Genomic DNA, 16,675 nt, shown 5'->3' on the forward strand with positions numbered 1-16,675 from the left:
TGCTGAGAGCGAAAAAGCTGCTTATTGCGGGCCGTCGTTGAAGCCGACCTTGTCGACCAGTTCGGAAGCCTGCTTGCGGTTCTTGGCAATCTCGGTCAGCGGCAGCGCATCCGGCTTGATGGTACCGAAGCTCTTGACGATCTTGGAAGGCTCGGCACCCGGCAGCACCGGATATTCGAACACCTTTTCGGCATAGATTTCCTGGGCTTCCTTGGAGGCGAGGAATTCCATGAACTTGACGGCATTGTCGCGGTTGGGGGCGTATTTTGCCAGTGCCATGCCGGAGATATTGACCGAGGTGCCACGATCGCCCGAATTCGGGAAGATCACGTGCATTGCCTTGGCCCATTCCTTCTGTTCCGGCTCCTTATCGTTGGTCAGCATCAGACCGACATAGTAGGTATTGCCGAGCGCGAGATCGCAGGTGCCGGCGAAAATGTCCTTGGCCTGGCTGCGGTCCGAACCGTTCGGCTTGCGAACGAGATTGTCGCGCAACCCGGCGAGCCACTTTTCGGTATAGTCGGCACCGTGATGGGCAATCATCGAAGCGAACAGGCCGATATTGTAGGAATGCTGACCGTCACGGGTGCAGATGCGGCCTTTCCATTTCGGATCGGCAAGCTCTTCGTAAGTCAGGTTTGTTTCCGGCACACGCTCGTTGGAGGCATAAAGCACCCGGCCGCGCGTCGTCAGGCCGAACCACATATTGTCGCTGTCCCGGTATTGGGCCGGAATGTTGCTGATGATGGTGTTGTCGGCGAGCGGCTGCGTCACGCCGCCATCCTTGGCCTCCGTCAGGCGGCTGATATCGACGGTGAGAATCACATCGGCGGGAGAGTTCTCGCCTTCCGCCTGCAAGCGTTCCACCAGGCCCTTGTCGAGGAACAGAACATTTGTGGTGATGCCGGTTTCCTTGTTGAAGGCGTCCAAAAGCGGCTGGATCAGTTCCGGCTGGCGATAGGAGTAGATGTTGACCTCACCATCCGCAAAGGCGGGGCTTGCAGCGAAGAGTGCGGAAAAAACAGCGGCGATGGCACTGCTTCGGTGAAATCTGGTCATGGATTTCCTCCAAACTTGAATGCGTTTTTCTATTTTGGATGTCTATCGCCCCGACAGCTTTGACTGTCAATAAACAGGCTCCGGAATCGAAAGAGATAACATGATTGTGATTGTCAGTATTTTTGCAGGCGAACTGTTTTTTGGAATTGTTCCAAACAAGAGTCTAGTTTATACAGGGCACATTCTAGGCAATTCGCTCGGGAGCGATGAATGCGGCTAACCAAGCAGACGAACTATGCAGTGCGGATCATGATGTATTGCGCCGCCAACGGCGAAAAGCTCAGCCGTATTCCGGAAATCGCCAAGGCGTATGACGTTTCCGAACTGTTTTTGTTCAAGATTTTGCAGCCGCTGCATAAGGCGGGCCTGGTTGAAACCATCCGTGGCCGCAACGGAGGCGTCCGGCTTGGACGTCCTGCCGACAAGATTACGCTGCTCGATGTCGTGCGGGTGACCGAGGAAAGCTTCTCGATGGCCGAGTGCTTTGACGATGGCGAATCGGATTGCCCGCTGATCGACAGCTGTGGCCTGAATTCCGCCCTTCGCAAGGCGCTGAACGCGTTTTTCGATGTCCTGAGTCAATACACGATTGACGATCTCGTCAAATCGCGGCCGCAGATCAACTTCCTGCTCGGACTGGAAGAGCCGAAGGCCATCGTCGCCGCCTGAAGGCGCCGGCATTTTTCATCAATTGTTGATGGCCAGCCCTCAAGAGGGCTGGAAATTCCGTTCGTAATCATTTAATCGATTGAAAGCTGGGATTGGGAGGCTTTCTGATGATTGTTTGTTGCGGCGAAGCACTGATTGACATGTTGCCGCGTGTGACGACGCTGGGGGAAAATGCCTACGCTCCCTATGCTGGCGGTGCCATTTTCAACACGGCGATTGCACTTGGTCGGCTCGGTGTGTCGACCGGTTTTTTCACCGGCCTTTCCGATGACATGCTCGGCGACGTGCTGCGTGAGACGCTGAAGGCATCGAACGTCGATGATAGTCTTTGCGCCATTTCGTCGCGCCCGACCACAGTTGCCTTCGTCAAATTGGTCAATGGTTCCGCGACCTATGCCTTCTATGACGTGGGGACGGCTGGCCGAATGATCACGGAAGCCGATCTGCCGGTGCTGTCGGACGATTGCGAAGCGCTGCATTTCGGCGCGATCAGCCTTATTCCCGAGCCCTGCGGCTCGACCTATGAAAGCCTGCTCCATCGCGAGCACGCTTCCCGGGTCATTTCGCTCGATCCCAATATCCGGCCTGGCTTCATCAAGGATCGGCAGGCCCACCACGATCGGATCCTGCGCATGGCGCGGCATTCCGACATTCTCAAATTCTCCGACGAGGATCTTGAATGGTTCGGCATGGAGGGTGATCAGGACGCACTGGCTGCCAAATGGCTGGCGATGGGGCCGAAGCTGGTGGTGATCACCCGCGGTGCGGAAGGGGCCGTTGGATACACGGCGCAGGCGAAGGTCGTCGTGCCGAGCCGTCGCGTCGAAGTCGTCGATACGATTGGTGCCGGCGATACTTTCGATGCCGGTGTGCTCGCCTCCCTCAAGCGCGACGACAAGCTTACCAAGGCGAAGGTTGCCAATCTCGATGAGGCGGCGGTGAGAGCCGCACTTGAGCTGGGAGCCGCCGCTGCGGCGATCACCGTCTCTCGCGCTGGCGCCAATCCGCCCTGGGCGAATGAGATCGATCTCTGACATATGCTCTTTGGCGGTTTGGAATCGCCCGGAATTGACCCATGTCATGGTTTCGACATGGCAAAAGCCTAAAAATTGTCCCGTTGGAACGTGCAACCGGAACTCTTTCCGGATTGCCTTCGATGGGAGATTGTCATGACCAGGGAATTTGAAGGTAAGGTTGTCATCGTCACGGGCGCCGGCTCAGGCATCGGCGAGGCCTGTGCAAAGCAGCTTGCGGAGGCGGGCGCCAAGGTTGTCGCCGCCGATATGAATCTCGACGGAGCGGAGCGTGTCGTCGCGGACATCCAGGCCAAGGGTGGCGAAGCGCTGCCCTACAAGATCGACGTTTCCGATCCGGCCGCTGTCGGCGCCATGGTCGCCTATGCTGTCACCACTTATGGAAAGCTTGACGGCGCCGTCAACAATGCCGGTATCGGCGGCCCGCTGAAGCCGATCGCCGATTACGAGATCGATGAGTGGAAACATGTCATCGATGTCGACCTGCATTCGGTCTTCTACTGCATGAAATATGAAATCCAGGCGATGCTGAAGAATGGCGGTGGATCCATCGTCAACATGTCGTCGATCCTTGGCACCAACGGCTTCGCCGGTGCCCCCGCCTATGTCGCTTCGAAACATGCGCTTGTGGGCATGACGAAGAATGCGGGGATCGAATATTCCGCTCACGGCGTTCGCGTGAATGCCGTTGGCCCGGCCTTCATCAAGACGCCGCTGATCGACAATGCGCTGGATGATGCGACGCAGGAATTCCTTGTCACCAAACATCCGATCGGCCGCCTCGGCAGGCCGGAGGAAGTGGCCAACCTTGTCCTGTTCCTGCTGTCCGACAAGGCCAGCTTCATCACCGGCAGCTATCATCTCGTCGACGGTGCCTACGCGGCGCAGTAAACGACGCATTCAGAAAACGACGCGCCCGGACCGTTGTTCGGGCACGTTGCCTGTTGGACCGGCACTCAGCTCTCCGGCACATATTCGAGGATGTCGCCGGGCTGGCAAGCAAGAGCCTCGCAGATCAGCTCGAGCGTATCGAAGCGCACGCCCTTGACCTTGCCGGACTTCAGCAGCGAAATGTTCTGCTCTGTGATGCCAACCCGCTCGGCCAGTTCCTTTGAGCGCATCTTGCGCCTCGCCAGCATCACATCGAGATTGACGATAATCGGCATCACACAAAGGCCCTGTTTTCGGCTTCGATTGCGGTTGCCAGCACCATGACATGGCCGAGCACCAGCATCATCAGGGCCGCAAGCACAAGAAACGCCTCGCTTGTTCCGATGCCGAGCACCAGCATGCGTCCACCTTCGGCATTGGTGGTTGCGAGTACGACCGACAAGGTCCGCGACACGATCGAGCTCACGGCCCCGACCAGCAGAACAGCGCCAAGCCGCCGAAGCCAGCGACCGCTTTGGCTCAAGAACTGATCCCGGCTTATGCAGAGATTGCCGATATTCCAGACGGCTCGAAGCCCGCAAGCCATGATGACGAGATTGGCAAGCCCCAATAGACCGAGCGCGACCATTGCAAAGGGTGCATATGTGAGCCTCGTCTGGCCGCTCACGAGATAGGAGCTCATTATCTGTTCGAACATCTCCTTGTCGGTGAGGCCGATGAAGGCGGCATAGACATAGGCGCCTGTCGTGATGGTCGCGATTGCGATCGCGACATATTGCATGAGTTTTCCATAGAGCGCGATCCTGTCCATCTCAAGGGCCTCCAAAATATTGTTACTGCCTCTATTGCATAAATTATCGTATAACAGTAATTAATCGACGTCAAACATTGTTTCGGAGCCCCCCATGCGCCTTGTTCGATTTGCGTCTGCCCTGCTATTATCGGTTGCCGGGCTCAATGCCTGTACATCGGTTCCGCCATCGAGCTATGCGCAGCTGGCGGCAATGTCGCCACTCGATGCCAATCCCGCCGACATTCGCATGGCCGTGATCGCGCCGGAACCGCTCGAGATCAAGCCGAGCGGGGCGATCCTGTCGATCGTCTGGCAACCAAAGTCCGGGGAAGCCGTCAAACGGGATTTTACGCTGGAGGTCCTGGCTGGAAATGCGACCGCCCCGAAACTCGCGTCACGTCTTGGGCCGGGGCGCCGGATTTTCGTGCTGAAACTGACAGCCGTGGATGCCGAATCCTTGCTGGATCTTCAGCGGCAGGTCCGGGCCGCCAAGGCTGCGGGCAACGATGGGCGTGGGCAGATCTCCGCCGGGCTGCGTGAAGCCTGCTGGAACGGTCCGTTCCCAACCGGCAATGAGAAGATGCCGCTTGAGGCCCATCTCAGGACCGAGGCCGGCGGCGAATGGATGGCTCTGATCCAGGGGATCGATCTCAAGGATGTGCTCAAATCAGCCAACATCCCGAGCCTGCCCAGCTGCTGATACTCCCTGGCGGGATCAGAACTCGACTTCGAGTTCGATGATTTCATCGGCCTCGCTGCTTGCATCTGCCGCCCATTCCTGGAACAGCGGCCAGGACAGGACAAGATCGCGATAGGCAGCGAGCTTGGGGTCGAGATCAACCGCATAGGTCTGGAAGCGCGAGCAGACCGGCGCATACATTGCATCGGCCAGCGTCGGATGGGCGCCAAAAAGCCAGGGCCCGCCATAGGTGCCGAGGCATTCGCTCCAGATCTCGCGGATCCGCTCGATATCCGGACGCGCGCCGGTAAAGACCTTAAACTTTTCATGCCGTGCCTTGATGTTCATCGGCAGGGCGGAACGGAGATTGTAAAAACCGGAATGCATTTCGCCGCTGACCGCGCGGCAGTGCGCACGCGTGGCCTGATCGGCGGGAAGCAGGCCGGCCTCGGGCGCGATTTCAGCGCAATATTCGGCAATCGCGAGCGTATCCCACACTGTGACACCGTTATGGACGAGACGCGGCACCAGCACCGAAGGCGACAGAAGCAGCAATTCGCGCCGCACGTTCGGATCGTCCAGATTGACCGGAACCTCTTCAAATTCGATGCCCGCCATGCGGCAGAGAAGCCATCCGCGAAGCGACCAGGAAGAATAGTTTTTCGAGGATATCGTCAGGGTCGCGCGCGTCATGGATCGTCTATCCTCCTTGCAAAACCGGCATTTTCAATATTCTCTGGTGTCGAGGGCGAAAATGCACTAGTTTTTCGCGCTGCACAATGGAAATTCAGCGAGAGGCGCAGATGCTCTATCAGGCCTACCAGTTCCAGGACGATCTCATCGCCCCCTTCCGATTTCTGGCCAAGGGGTGGCTGGACCTGTTCAGCGCCACCGGTTGCGATGTCCGCAAGCTCGCAGGCGGAGAATATCTCGCGGCGCTCGAGATGATCACACGCTTCGAATTGTCGCATGAGCGCCCGGATTTCGGTATCCGCACCGTTCGCACCGGCAATATGATTGCCGATGTCGAACAGGAAGTGACGCTGGATCTGCCCTTCGGCAAACTCCTGCATTTCCGCAAGAATGTCGATGTCGTACAGCCGCGCGTTCTCGTGGTGGCGCCGCTGTCGGGCCATTTCGCAACGCTGCTGCGCGGCACCGTGGAAACCCTGCTTCAGGATCACGACGTCTATATCACCGACTGGACCAATGCCCGCGATGTTCCGGTCTCGGCCGGAAAGTTCGGCGTCGAAGACTATGTCGCCTACGTGATCCGCTTTCTGGAAACGATCGGACCGGGCGGACATGTGCTGGCTGTCTGCCAGCCCTGCGTCCAGACGCTGGCGGCCGTAGCCGTCATGTCGCAGGACAACAATCCCGCCACCCCACTCTCGATGACCTTGATGGCGGGCCCGATCGATCCGCGCGAAAGCCCGACCCAGGTCAATGAATTTGCCGTATCCAAGTCACTGGCCTGGTTCGAGCATTCGCTGATCACGTCCGTTCCGCTGCGCTACAAGGGCGGTGGACGCCGCGTCTATCCCGGCTTCCTGCAACTCGTCGCCTTCATGGCGATGAACATGGATCGCCATCGTTCGGCGCACAAGAAGCTCTATGATCATCTGGCCAAGGGCGAAATCGAGCAGGCCGAGAAGATCAAGACCTTCTATGACGAATACTTCGCCGTTCTCGATCTCACCGAAGAATTCTACATCGAAACGATCGACCGGATTTTCCACAAGGCCGAGCTGGCAACCGGCGAATTTACCTATCGGGGCCGCAAGGTCGATTGCAACGCAATCCGCCGCACAGCTCTTCTGACGGTCGAGGGTGGCCGTGACGACATCTGTTCGCTGGGACAGACGGCCGCCGCGCATGAGCTCTGCTCGTCGCTGCGCCCGCACCTCAAGCGCCATCATCTGCAGGCCAATGTCGGCCACTACGGTGTCTTTGCCGGCAAACGCTGGGACAACGAGATCTATCCCGTTGTCCGCAACATGATCCTTGCGGTGGAATAGCCGGCGCCGGCTGACCGGCGCCAATCACCCTTAGCTAATGCGCAGTGCGTCGATCAGCCCGGCTGTCGAGGAATCGAGATCGTCGGTTCCCTTCTTGCCCTGAACCACCGGCAGCAAGCCGGTTGCCAGTTCCTTGCCGAGTTCCACACCCCACTGGTCGAAGGAGTTGATGCCGTAAAGCACGCCTTCGACGAAGACGCGATGTTCGTAAAGCGCTATCAACCGTCCGAGGGCATAGGGCGTCAGCTTGTCATAGACGAAGGTGATCGAAGGCCGGTTGCCGGTGAAGACCCGGTGCGGCGCGATTGCTGCGGCTTTTTCGGCTGCCATGCCCTGGCCGCGAAGCTGGGCGAGCGCCTCCTCCAGCGTCCGGCCCTTGAGCAGCGCCTGCGACTGGGCAAGGCAGTTGGAGATCAGCAATTCATGCTGATGCCGCAGATCGGCCTCGAACCCATGCTTGGCGATCATGAATTCCACCGGAACGATATCGGTTCCCTGATGCAGCAGCTGGAAGAAGGCATGCTGGCCATTGGTGCCGGGCTCACCCCAGACAACTGGACCGGAGGCGCCATCAACGGCTGATCCATCAAGCTTCACGCCCTTGCCGTTCGATTCCATATCGAGCTGCTGCAGATAGGCGGCAAAACGCGACAGCCGCTGATCATACGGAATGACGGCTCGCGATCCGTAGCCAAGGATGGACCGCTGGTAGAAGCCGATCAGGCCAAGCAGCATCGGAATGTTGCCGGAAAGCGGCGCCGAGCGGAAATGATTGTCCATCGCATGGGCGCCGGACAGGAAATCGTGGAAATTGTCGCGGCCGATCGCGATCATCAGCGGCAGGCCGATGGCCGACCAGATCGAATAACGACCGCCGACCCAATCCCAGAAGCCGAAGACGCGCGAGGAATCGATGCCGAACTGCGCCACCTTGTCGAGCGCCGTCGACACCGCAGCGAAATGATGCTTGACGGCCGTCTCGCCAAGTGCCTTGGCAATGAAGCTGCGCGCCGTCATTGCATTGGTCATCGTCTCGATGGTCGTGAAAGTCTTGGAGGCGATGATGAAAAGCGTCGTTTCCGGATTCACGATCTTGAGCGTGTCCGCAATATGGGCGCCGTCGATGTTGGAGACGTAATGCAGCCGCGGTCCGTCATGGAAGGGCGCGAGCGCCAATGTCGTCATGGCTGGGCCGAGATCGGAGCCGCCGATACCGATATTGACCACATCGGTGATAGGCTTGCCTGTCGACCCGGCGATCGCGCCAGTGCGGATGCCCTCCGAGAACCCTCCCATGGCGCGCAGCACCATGTTCACATCCGCCATCACATCCTTGCCATCGACCAGAACCGGCCGGTTGGACCGGTTGCGAAGCGCAGTATGGAGAACAGCGCGGCCTTCCGTGGTGTTTATGATGCCGCCTTCGAACATCGCTTCCCGGCGTGAGGCAACTCCGGCCTTTTCGGCAAGCTCCTCGAGAAGCGCCATGATGGTCGCGTTCACCGGCGTCTTGGAATAATCGAACAGCAGGTCTTCGAACCAGGCATGGTGACTGAGGAAGCGATCGCGATCGGCCAGGAAATGAGCCCGAATATCGGTTGCGGCCGTGTCGTGGGCGGCCTGCTTCAGTCTGGCGACGATGGAATCCATGCAACTTTCCTCGCGGTCATTTTGCGCGAAAATAGCCATTTAAACCGATGTAAATCAAGTGGCGACGGCGCATTTCACTGCATCGTCGCCCTGTCGTGCCTGCAATTGGCTTTTATCAGCTTCTGAGATCCTTGCGCAGAATCTTGCCCACATTCGTCTTGGGCAGGCTGTCGCGGAATTCGACATGCTTGGGGCGTTTGTAATTGGTCAGCTGCTTGGCGCAATGGGCTTTCACATCCTCGGCAGTGAGGGCGGGATCCTTGCGCACGATGAACAGCTTGACCGCTTCGCCGGAATGCTCGTCCGGAACGCCGATCGCTGCGGCTTCAAGTACGCCCGGATGGGAGGCGGCCACTTCCTCGATTTCGTTCGGATAGACGTTGAAGCCTGAGACCAGGATCATATCTTTCTTGCGGTCGACAATCTTGACGTAACCGTTCTCGTCCATGAAGGCCATGTCGCCGGAGCGGAAGAAACCATCGGCGCTCATCACCTTGGCGGTTTCATCGGGACGGTTCCAGTAGCCTGCCATGACCTGCGGACCACGGATGCAGATTTCGCCGATTTCGCCGATCGGCAGCGTATTGCCGTCATCGTCGCGGATTTCCACTTCGGTCGAGGGAATCGGCAGACCGATCGTACCGGAAAACTCCGTCGCATTCGGCGGATTGACCGTCACGATCGGCGATGTTTCGGAAAGGCCGTAGCCTTCGAGAATGACGCTGCCGGTCACGGATTTCCAAAGATCGGCCACCGGTCTCTGGCAGGCCATGCCACCCGCAACCGTCAGGATCAGGCTCGAGAAATCGAGCTTCTTGAATTCCGGATTGTTGGCGAGCGCGTTGAACAGCGTGTTGAGGCCGGGGAAGAAGTTGACCCTGTATTGCGACAGTTCCTTGACGAAGGCGGGAATGTCGCGCGGGTTGGCGATCAGGAGATTGGCAGCCCCATCGGCCATGCCCATCACCATATTCACGGTGAGCGCAAAGATGTGGTAGAGCGGCAGGGCGCAGCAATAGAGAATGTCATCGGGATGACCGCCACGCAGCCTGTAGGCGGTGTTCAGCCAGACGCCGCTCTGTTCGGCATTGGCAACGACATTGCGGTTCGTGAGCGTCGCGCCCTTGGAGACGCCGGTCGTGCCACCGGTATACTGCAGGAAGGCAACATCATCGAGGGTCAGCGTTACCGGTTTGAAGGCGCCGCTGCCTCCCATGATGGACTTGAACGGTGTATGGCCGGCAATCGACCAGGCCGGAACGAGCTTCTTCACCTTGCGAACGACGAGATTGACGATCAGTCCCTTGAAGCCGAGCAGATCGCCCATCGCGGCCACGACCACATGCTTGACGTCGGTCTTGCCAATTGCCTGTGCAACGGTGTTGGCGAAGTTCTCGAGCACGAAAATGGCCTTGGCGCCCGAATCCTTGAGCTGGTGCTCGAGTTCGCGCGGCGTATAGAGCGGATTGACATTCACCACCGTCATGCCGGCGCGCAGGATACCCATGACCGTCACGGGATATTGCAGCACATTCGGGAACATCACGGCGACGCGGTCACCCTTGACCAGCCCCTTGGCTTGCAGCCAGGCGGCGACTTTCGCTGAGGCGGCGTCGATATCGGCATAAGTCATCGTCTTGCCCATGCTGATAAAAGCGGGCTTGGACGCGAATTTCTTGCAGGAATTTTCGAACAGTTCGGCGACCGAATTGACCGTGAGGGCGCCGATCTCGGAGGGCACGCCTTCGGGATAGGATTTCAGCCAGATCCTGTTGCTCGCCTTGCCGTCCAGAGACAGATTATGGACCGTCATTTTTTCCTCCCGCTATGGGTGCCAACCCTCACCCGATATATGTAGCATGTGCAAAGATCCCAACCCCTGCAAGCGAATTCGACAATTAAATGTCTTTTACGTAAGCGTCAAACGGAATCCGATCAGGTGTCGCGTTCGCAATGCGGCACTTGCATGGCATAATCCGAGGACCGGAAGATGAAACTGGCCGTCATCGAAAGCGCCAAAAACAGCAAGTCCTTCCAGATTGCCCAGTATCGGATCGAGAGCGATGGTTCCTTGGCGAAGATGGCGACATTGCCTACTGTTGCCGCAGCATCCTTCGTAGTGTTTGGCGAAAGGAATGCGCGGCTATACATCGCCAGCGAAACGTCCGGTCGTCCCGGCACAGTCACGACCATAGATCCAGAAGCAGGACGTATCGTGGAGCCAGTGTTGGAAACCGCAGGCGAAGCCTCGGTGCATCTGGCACTCGACAGGAGCCAGTCCTTTCTTGCCGTTGCGAACTATCTCGGTGATGGATCCCGTGATCAAAGCGCACTTGCGCTGCTGTCCCTTGGTGCGCAGGGCGCGCTCCAGCGGCGTGAACAGGGACTGGAACATCGTGGTTCAGGGCCGGATCGCAAACGTCAGAGGGGCCCGCATTGCCATGGCGTTGCCTTCAGCCCGGACAATCGCCTGCTTGCGGCAGCCGATCTCGGTATCGATCGCGTCTTGCTCTATCGCTTTGATCGCATGAACGCTCGGCTCGAGGCTGCATCCGAGATCGAAATGCCGCCGGGCTCCGGTCCGCGCCATATCGCCTTCCATCCGACCGGGAACCGCCTCTATGTCACTTGCGAACTGTCGGCCGAACTGGCTGTGATCGACTATGATCCTACGACTGGCGCAGGGCGCCAGGTCGGCCGCATCGAGGCCGAACCGCAGGCGTATGATGGTCGCAATTATCCATCCGGTCTTGTGGTGTCGCCGGATGGTCGCTTCCTCTATGTCGCCAACCGTGGCCCGGACCAGATAGCGCAATTCGCCCTTTCGCCGACCGATGGCTGGCCCCACCCGGTCGGATCGGTTCCGTCCGGTGGTGGCTATCCGCGATCGATCAAGCTCGATCCGTCAGGCCGTCTGCTGGCGGTCGCTCATCAGCGATCCGGCGGCCTACGGCTTTTCAGCCGTGATTTTGCGACCGGTCATCTGACACTGATCGAAAATGCCCGCTTCGAGGGTGCCAAAGCGATGGATATGGCGTTCCTTTGAGCCCTCGGCCTCAATAGCCGGCGCCGCGCTCGACGAGATGTTGTAACGGCTGGCCGCTTTCATAGCGTTCGATCTGGCGTTCGACATGGGCAAAGAGCGCGCTGACATCGGAATCGGCAGCCGTATGCGGCGTCATCATCACCGTGTCCATTTCCCAGAGAGGAGAAGTCGCCGGAAGCGGTTCGGTTTCGAACACATCCAGAGACGCGCCTTTCAGACGGCCGGAATTCAGCGCCGCGATGATATCTGTTTCCACCTGGCTGCCGCCGCGCCCGGCATTGATGAAGACCGGACCGCCAAGCGGGCCTGAGCGCCGGAGCCTCGAGAAGAGGTCGCCATTGAAGATGCCGCGCGTTTCCGGCGTCAAGGGCAGCAGGCCGACCAGCATGTCGGTCTTGGCGAGAAAGGCATCAAGGCTTTCGGCCCCATGCATTTCGACGCCATCGACCGGCTTGCCGCTCTTCGACCAGCCGATGACATTGAAGCCGATCGCCTTCAGCTTGCGGGCCGAATCCGATCCCAGCACGCCCATGCCCATGATGCCGACGGTGATTTCGGAGGCTTCGGGCTGGACCAGCGGGTTCCAGATCTTCTTGCGCCGATTGCGATCGTAGGCCACCTGCTGGCGAAGATGCATCAGGCACTGCATCACCACCCATTCGCTCATGCGGGTGGTAAGCGTCGGATCGACGAAACGCACCAGCGGCAGGTCGGGAAGCCCGGGCAGGGTAAGGACGTGATCGACACCGGCGCCACCTGAAAACAGAACCTTCAACCCGGTCGCGCGCTGAAAGAGATCCGCTTTCGGCTTCCACAACAGCGCATAGGCGGCCTTCGAGAGATCGGCACCATCATTGGCCGGATCGAGCCGGTTGATCACGCCCCGGCCGGAAAAGGCATGCCGCAAGCCCTCGCGGACCTGTTCCGGATGAAAGTTGAGATCGACGATGATGGCGGGTTTTTCGGTCATGATGGTCCTATTGGTGAACGGCGGCCGTCGCGACGGCCTCGATATTGAAAGCGGCGGCGAGCAGCGCCTTCGTGTAATCTTCCTTCGGCGCGGCAAACAGGGCATGGGCCGGGCCTGCTTCCACGACCTTGCCCTGCCGCATGACGATGATGTCATTAGCAAGGGCCCGAACAACCTTGAGATCGTGGCTGATGAACAGATAGGCGAGATCATGCTTGACCTGGAGATCGCGCAGGAGTTCGACGACCTGAGCCTGAACGCTCATGTCGAGCGCCGAGGTCGGCTCGTCCAGCATGACGAATTTCGGCTTCAGCACCATGGCACGGGCAATGGCAATGCGCTGGCGTTGTCCGCCGGAAAACTCATGCGGATAGCGGTGCCGGGTTTCAGGATCGAGTCCGGTCTCGGCAAGCGCATTGGCAACCCGTTCATCCCGTTCGTCGTCGGTCAGAGCCGGCTCGTGGATCAGAAGACCTTCTCCGACGATATCGCCAACCGACATGCGTGGTGAGAGCGACCCATAGGGATCCTGGAAAACGATCTGCATCTGGTGTCGCAGCGGCCGCATCTCGGCAAAGTTGAGGCCCTGGATGTCGCGCCCGATAAAGGCAATCCGCCCGTTCGATGAGATAAGGCGGGTCAAGGCCAACCCAAGCGTCGTCTTGCCGGAGCCGGATTCGCCGACAATGCCCAGCGTGTGGCCAGCCTTGAGCGTGAGATCGACACCATCGACGGCCTTCACATGATCCGTCACCCGCCGGAGGAAGCCGGTCTTGATCGGGAACCAGACCTTGAGATCGCGGGTCTCCATGATGATGGGTTTGGAGGCATCGGCTGCTGGCGGTTCGCCCTTCGGCTCGGCGGCAAGCAGATGGCGCGTATAGTCATGCTGCGGATTGGCAAAAATCTCCGCGGTCGGGCCGCTTTCGACGATCTTGCCCTTGGTCATCACGCAGACCCGATCGGCGAACTTGCGCACGATGCCGAGATCATGGGTGATGAAGAGCATCGACATGCCGTGTTCGGTCTTGAGCTTGGCGAGAAGCTCGAGAATCTGCGCCTGCACAGTCACGTCGAGCGCGGTCGTCGGTTCATCTGCGATCAGCAATTTCGGCCGGTTGGCGAGCGCCATGGCGATCATCACGCGTTGACGCTGGCCACCCGACAGTTCGTGCGGGAAGGCACCGAGCCGTTTTTCAGGATCGCGAATGCCGACCTGGGTCAGCAGTTCGATCACGCGCTTGCGCGCCGCTTCCGCGGTCATGATCTGGTGCAGATGCAGGATTTCTGCGATCTGGCGCTCGATCGAATGGAGCGGATTGAGCGAGGTCATCGGCTCCTGGAAGATCATGGTGATGTCGTTGCCGCGCACCGCGCGCAAGGTGGCAGCATCGGCTGACATCAGGTCCCTGCCGTCAAACAGGATCTGGCCTGACGGGTGGCTGGCAGCCGGATAGGGCAGGAGCTTCAGCACCGAATTGGCGGTCACGGATTTGCCGGAACCGGATTCACCCACCAGGGCCACCACTTCGCCCTTCAGAATGTCGAAACTGACATTGTCAACGGCGAGCGAGGACTTGCCGCCCTGATGGAAGGCAACCGAAAGATCGCGAATGGACAGAAGCGGTTCGGTCATTGGAATGTCTTCCTCGGATCGAAAGCGTCACGCACGGCCTCGCCAACGAAGATCAGCAGCGACAGCATGAAGGAGAGGGTGAAGAAGGCCGTGAAACCCAGCCATGGCGCCTGCAAGTTCTCCTTGGCCTGTCCGACCAGCTCGCCAAGCGAGGGTGAGCCGGGCGGCAGCCCGAAGCCGAGGAAATCGAGCGACGTCAGCGTCGAGATCGAGCCGGACAGGATGAAGGGCAGGAAGGTCAGTGTGGCGACCATGGCGTTGGGCAGCACATGCCGCCACATGATGGTGCCGTTGCCCACCCCGAGCGCGCGTGCGGCCCGCACATATTCGAAATTGCGGGCCCGAAGAAACTCCGCCCGCACGATGCCGACAAAGCCCGTCCAGGAGAAGAGCAAAAGAATGCCGAGAAGCACGAAGAAACCCGAGGGCAGGATCGCCGCCATGATCATCAGGATATAGAGCACCGGCATCGAGGACCAGATTTCGATGAACCGCTGCATCAGAAGATCGATCGTGCCGCCGAAATAGCCTTGCACTGCGCCCGCCGCGACACCGACGACAGCGGAAAGCAGCGTCAGCGACAGGCCGAACAGCACCGAAATCCGGAAGCCGTAGATCACGCGAGCCAGCACATCGCGGGCCTGGTCGTCGGTCCCCAGCCAATTGAGGTTACCGAGCCGGCAAGCCGGGTCGGCCAAGCCTTGGGCATAACCGGCACAGACTTCATCCTCTGCCATCAGCCACCAGGGCGCCGTCGGCGCCGACTTGGGAATGTTCGAGTTCGGTGTCTGGTAGGAATAGCGGATCGGCGGCCAGATCATCCAGCCATTGGCATCGATCTCGCTGACGATTTCTTCCGACCGGTAGTCGGTAACGGCAAGGAAGCCGAGTTCGCCGAGGAATTTCTCTTCCGGATAATCGACGAGCACTGGAACCAGGATCTCGCCCTTGTAGGAAACGATGATCGGCTTGTCGTTGGCGATGAATTCTGCAAACAGGCTGAGGCCGAACAGGATCATGAAAATCCAGAAGGAGAGATAGCCTCTCCGGTTGGCCTTGAAATTCTGCAGGCGGCGCGCGTTGATCGGGGTAAGCGTGGGATGAAGAAATGACATCTCAAACCTCCCTTCTGTCGAAATCGATGCGCGGATCGACCCAGGTGTAGATCAGGTCGGAGACCAGCGACACGACAAGGCCCATCAGCGAAAAGATGTAGAGCGTGCCGAAGACGATCGGGTAGTCGCGCTTGAGGATCGCTTCATAGCCCATGCGTCCCAGCCCATCGAGCGAGAATATCGTCTCGATCAGCAGCGATCCGGAGAAGAAGGCGCTGATGAAGGCGCCGGGGAAACCCGCAATCACGATCAGCATCGCATTGCGGAACACATGGCCATAGAGAACGCTGTTTTCGGTCAGGCCCTTGGCGCGCGCGGTCACCACATATTGCTTGCGGATTTCATCGATGAAGGAGTTCTTGGTCAGAAGCGTGGTCGTGGCAAAGGCCGAAACCAGCATTGCCGTGATCGGCAAGACCATGTGCCAGGCATAATCGAGGATCTTCTCCCACCAGGACAGGCTGCTGAAATTGTCCGAAACGATCCCCCGAAGCGGAAACCAGTCGAAGAACGATCCGCCGGCGAAGAGCACGATGAGCAGGATGCCGAACAGGAAGCCCGGAACCGCATAGCCGATGATGATCAGGCCCGAAGTCCAGATATCGAATGTGGACCCGTCCGAAACCGCCTTCTTGATTCCGAGTGGTATGGAGACGGCATAGGAAATCAGCAGGATCCAGAGACCGAGCGAGATCGAGACCGGCATCTTTTCCTTGATCAGATTGATGACGCTTTCGTTACGGAAGAAGCTCTCGCCGAAATCGAAGCGCGAGTAGTTCCACATCATCTCGCCGAACCGCTGCCAGGCCGGCTTGTCGAAGCCGAACTGCTGCTCGAGCTTCTTGATCAGGGCAGGATCGAGACCCTGCGCGCCCTTGTATTTGCTCGACATGTCGCCCGCATCCATGCCGCCGACGCCGAGTTCGTTTCCTCCGCCGGTCAACCGGTCACCGCCACTGTCCTGACCGGTGATTTCGGCGATGATCTGTTCGACAGGACCGCCTGGGGCGAACTGGATGATGATGAAGGAAAGCAGCATGATGCCGACCAGCGTCGGGATCATCAGCAACAGTCGTCGAAGAATATAGGCGCCCAATCAGGCCTCCCGGTCAAAT

At 59.0% G+C, this 16,675-nt stretch carries 16 protein-coding genes; 6 read left to right on the forward strand and 10 right to left on the reverse strand.

Annotation, left to right across the window (positions count from 1 at the left end; all coding sequences use genetic code 11):
• Positions 1–21: 21 nt before the first annotated feature.
• Positions 22–1,059, reverse strand: a complete 1,038-nt coding sequence (locus Q4481_RS14235; protein ID WP_304377058.1) for a Fe(3+) ABC transporter substrate-binding protein — start codon at positions 1,057–1,059, stop codon at positions 22–24.
• A gap of 210 nt (positions 1,060–1,269) precedes the next feature.
• On the opposite strand from Q4481_RS14235, the gene rirA reads away from it, so the two are divergent.
• The 3 genes from rirA (at position 1,270) to Q4481_RS14250 (ending at position 3,653) form a co-directional block, all read left to right on the forward strand.
• Complete coding sequence (gene rirA, locus Q4481_RS14240; protein ID WP_304377059.1) at positions 1,270–1,728, forward strand: iron-responsive transcriptional regulator RirA; 459 nt, start codon at positions 1,270–1,272, stop codon at positions 1,726–1,728.
• A 107-nt stretch (positions 1,729–1,835) separates the two neighbouring features.
• Positions 1,836–2,762 carry a carbohydrate kinase family protein gene (locus Q4481_RS14245; RefSeq protein WP_304377060.1) on the forward strand — a complete coding sequence of 309 codons (927 nt, stop codon included), beginning with the start codon at positions 1,836–1,838 and terminating at the stop codon, positions 2,760–2,762.
• A 135-nt stretch (positions 2,763–2,897) separates the two neighbouring features.
• Positions 2,898–3,653 carry an SDR family NAD(P)-dependent oxidoreductase gene (locus Q4481_RS14250; RefSeq protein WP_304377061.1) on the forward strand — a complete coding sequence of 252 codons (756 nt, stop codon included), beginning with the start codon at positions 2,898–2,900 and terminating at the stop codon, positions 3,651–3,653.
• 65 nt (positions 3,654–3,718) lie between these two features.
• On the opposite strand, the gene Q4481_RS14255 is transcribed toward Q4481_RS14250, so the two are convergent.
• Together Q4481_RS14255 and Q4481_RS14260 are read right to left on the reverse strand one after the other, a co-directional pair.
• On the reverse strand, positions 3,719–3,928 hold the full coding sequence (locus tag Q4481_RS14255; protein ID WP_304377062.1) for a helix-turn-helix domain-containing protein: 210 nt from the start codon (positions 3,926–3,928) through the stop codon (positions 3,719–3,721).
• On the reverse strand, positions 3,928–4,464 hold the full coding sequence (locus tag Q4481_RS14260; RefSeq protein ID WP_304377063.1) for a DUF2975 domain-containing protein: 537 nt from the start codon (positions 4,462–4,464) through the stop codon (positions 3,928–3,930). Before Q4481_RS14260 ends, Q4481_RS14255 begins: the two co-directional genes overlap by 1 nt.
• 94 nt (positions 4,465–4,558) lie before the next feature.
• Between Q4481_RS14260 and Q4481_RS14265 the strand changes: the two genes are divergently transcribed.
• Entirely contained in the window at positions 4,559–5,146 is a 588-nt protein-coding gene (locus Q4481_RS14265) for a hypothetical protein (protein WP_304377064.1), read from the forward strand.
• A gap of 15 nt (positions 5,147–5,161) precedes the next feature.
• Here Q4481_RS14265 and Q4481_RS14270 read toward each other — a convergent pair whose 3' ends face one another.
• Positions 5,162–5,818 (reverse strand): glutathione S-transferase, encoded by a 657-nt coding sequence (locus Q4481_RS14270; RefSeq protein ID WP_304377065.1) that lies wholly within the window; start codon positions 5,816–5,818, stop codon positions 5,162–5,164.
• A gap of 110 nt (positions 5,819–5,928) precedes the next feature.
• Here Q4481_RS14270 and Q4481_RS14275 point away from each other — a divergent pair, with 110 nt between their 5' ends.
• Positions 5,929–7,143 (forward strand): polyhydroxyalkanoate depolymerase, encoded by a 1,215-nt coding sequence (locus tag Q4481_RS14275; RefSeq protein ID WP_304377182.1) that lies wholly within the window; start codon positions 5,929–5,931, stop codon positions 7,141–7,143.
• A gap of 30 nt (positions 7,144–7,173) precedes the next feature.
• Here the strand turns inward: Q4481_RS14275 and pgi are convergent, their stop codons facing one another.
• The gene (pgi, locus tag Q4481_RS14280; RefSeq protein WP_304377066.1) at positions 7,174–8,793 is read right to left on the reverse strand and encodes a glucose-6-phosphate isomerase; all 1,620 of its coding nucleotides are present in this window, start codon (positions 8,791–8,793) and stop codon (positions 7,174–7,176) included.
• A 115-nt stretch (positions 8,794–8,908) separates the two neighbouring features.
• Positions 8,909–10,606 carry a long-chain-fatty-acid--CoA ligase gene (locus tag Q4481_RS14285; RefSeq protein WP_304377067.1) on the reverse strand — a complete coding sequence of 566 codons (1,698 nt, stop codon included), beginning with the start codon at positions 10,604–10,606 and terminating at the stop codon, positions 8,909–8,911.
• Positions 10,607–10,783: 177 nt separating this feature from the next.
• Here Q4481_RS14285 and Q4481_RS14290 point away from each other — a divergent pair, with 177 nt between their 5' ends.
• Positions 10,784–11,839, forward strand: a complete 1,056-nt coding sequence (locus Q4481_RS14290; RefSeq protein WP_304377068.1) for a lactonase family protein — start codon at positions 10,784–10,786, stop codon at positions 11,837–11,839.
• A 10-nt stretch (positions 11,840–11,849) separates the two neighbouring features.
• On the opposite strand, the gene Q4481_RS14295 is transcribed toward Q4481_RS14290, so the two are convergent.
• From Q4481_RS14295 to Q4481_RS14310, 4 genes are read right to left on the reverse strand one after another with little or no spacing between them, the layout of a single operon-like run.
• Positions 11,850–12,809 carry a 2-hydroxyacid dehydrogenase gene (locus Q4481_RS14295; RefSeq protein WP_304377069.1) on the reverse strand — a complete coding sequence of 320 codons (960 nt, stop codon included), beginning with the start codon at positions 12,807–12,809 and terminating at the stop codon, positions 11,850–11,852.
• Between the two features lie 7 nt (positions 12,810–12,816).
• Positions 12,817–14,445 (reverse strand): ABC transporter ATP-binding protein, encoded by a 1,629-nt coding sequence (locus Q4481_RS14300; RefSeq protein ID WP_304377070.1) that lies wholly within the window; start codon positions 14,443–14,445, stop codon positions 12,817–12,819.
• On the reverse strand, positions 14,442–15,560 hold the full coding sequence (locus tag Q4481_RS14305) for an ABC transporter permease (RefSeq protein ID WP_304377071.1): 1,119 nt from the start codon (positions 15,558–15,560) through the stop codon (positions 14,442–14,444). The genes Q4481_RS14300 and Q4481_RS14305 overlap by 4 nt, the downstream gene beginning before the upstream one ends.
• A gap of 1 nt (position 15,561) precedes the next feature.
• The gene (locus Q4481_RS14310) at positions 15,562–16,656 is read right to left on the reverse strand and encodes a microcin C ABC transporter permease YejB (RefSeq protein WP_304377072.1); all 1,095 of its coding nucleotides are present in this window, start codon (positions 16,654–16,656) and stop codon (positions 15,562–15,564) included.
• Positions 16,657–16,675: the final 19 nt, after the last annotated feature.

Source organism: Fluviirhizobium alvei, from assembly GCF_030551875.1.
Lineage (GTDB): Bacteria > Pseudomonadota > Alphaproteobacteria > Rhizobiales > Rhizobiaceae > Rhizobium_E > Rhizobium_E alvei.

Bases quoted from the DNA above. Each gene is read 5' to 3' on its own strand.
- Q4481_RS14235 (WP_304377058.1), bottom strand. From the start codon at position 1,059: ATGACCAGATTTCACCGAAGCAGTGCCATCGCCGCTGTTTTTTCCGCA.
- rirA (WP_304377059.1), top strand. From the start codon at position 1,270: ATGCGGCTAACCAAGCAGACGAACTATGCAGTGCGGATCATGATGTAT.
- Q4481_RS14245 (WP_304377060.1), top strand. From the start codon at position 1,836: ATGATTGTTTGTTGCGGCGAAGCACTGATTGACATGTTGCCGCGTGTG.
- Q4481_RS14250 (WP_304377061.1), top strand. From the start codon at position 2,898: ATGACCAGGGAATTTGAAGGTAAGGTTGTCATCGTCACGGGCGCCGGC.
- Q4481_RS14255 (WP_304377062.1), bottom strand. From the start codon at position 3,928: ATGCCGATTATCGTCAATCTCGATGTGATGCTGGCGAGGCGCAAGATG.
- Q4481_RS14260 (WP_304377063.1), bottom strand. From the start codon at position 4,464: ATGGACAGGATCGCGCTCTATGGAAAACTCATGCAATATGTCGCGATC.
- Q4481_RS14265 (WP_304377064.1), top strand. From the start codon at position 4,559: ATGCGCCTTGTTCGATTTGCGTCTGCCCTGCTATTATCGGTTGCCGGG.
- Q4481_RS14270 (WP_304377065.1), bottom strand. From the start codon at position 5,818: ATGACGCGCGCGACCCTGACGATATCCTCGAAAAACTATTCTTCCTGG.
- Q4481_RS14275 (WP_304377182.1), top strand. From the start codon at position 5,929: ATGCTCTATCAGGCCTACCAGTTCCAGGACGATCTCATCGCCCCCTTC.
- pgi (WP_304377066.1), bottom strand. From the start codon at position 8,793: ATGGATTCCATCGTCGCCAGACTGAAGCAGGCCGCCCACGACACGGCC.
- Q4481_RS14285 (WP_304377067.1), bottom strand. From the start codon at position 10,606: ATGACGGTCCATAATCTGTCTCTGGACGGCAAGGCGAGCAACAGGATC.
- Q4481_RS14290 (WP_304377068.1), top strand. From the start codon at position 10,784: ATGAAACTGGCCGTCATCGAAAGCGCCAAAAACAGCAAGTCCTTCCAG.
- Q4481_RS14295 (WP_304377069.1), bottom strand. From the start codon at position 12,809: ATGACCGAAAAACCCGCCATCATCGTCGATCTCAACTTTCATCCGGAA.
- Q4481_RS14300 (WP_304377070.1), bottom strand. From the start codon at position 14,445: ATGACCGAACCGCTTCTGTCCATTCGCGATCTTTCGGTTGCCTTCCAT.
- Q4481_RS14305 (WP_304377071.1), bottom strand. From the start codon at position 15,560: ATGTCATTTCTTCATCCCACGCTTACCCCGATCAACGCGCGCCGCCTG.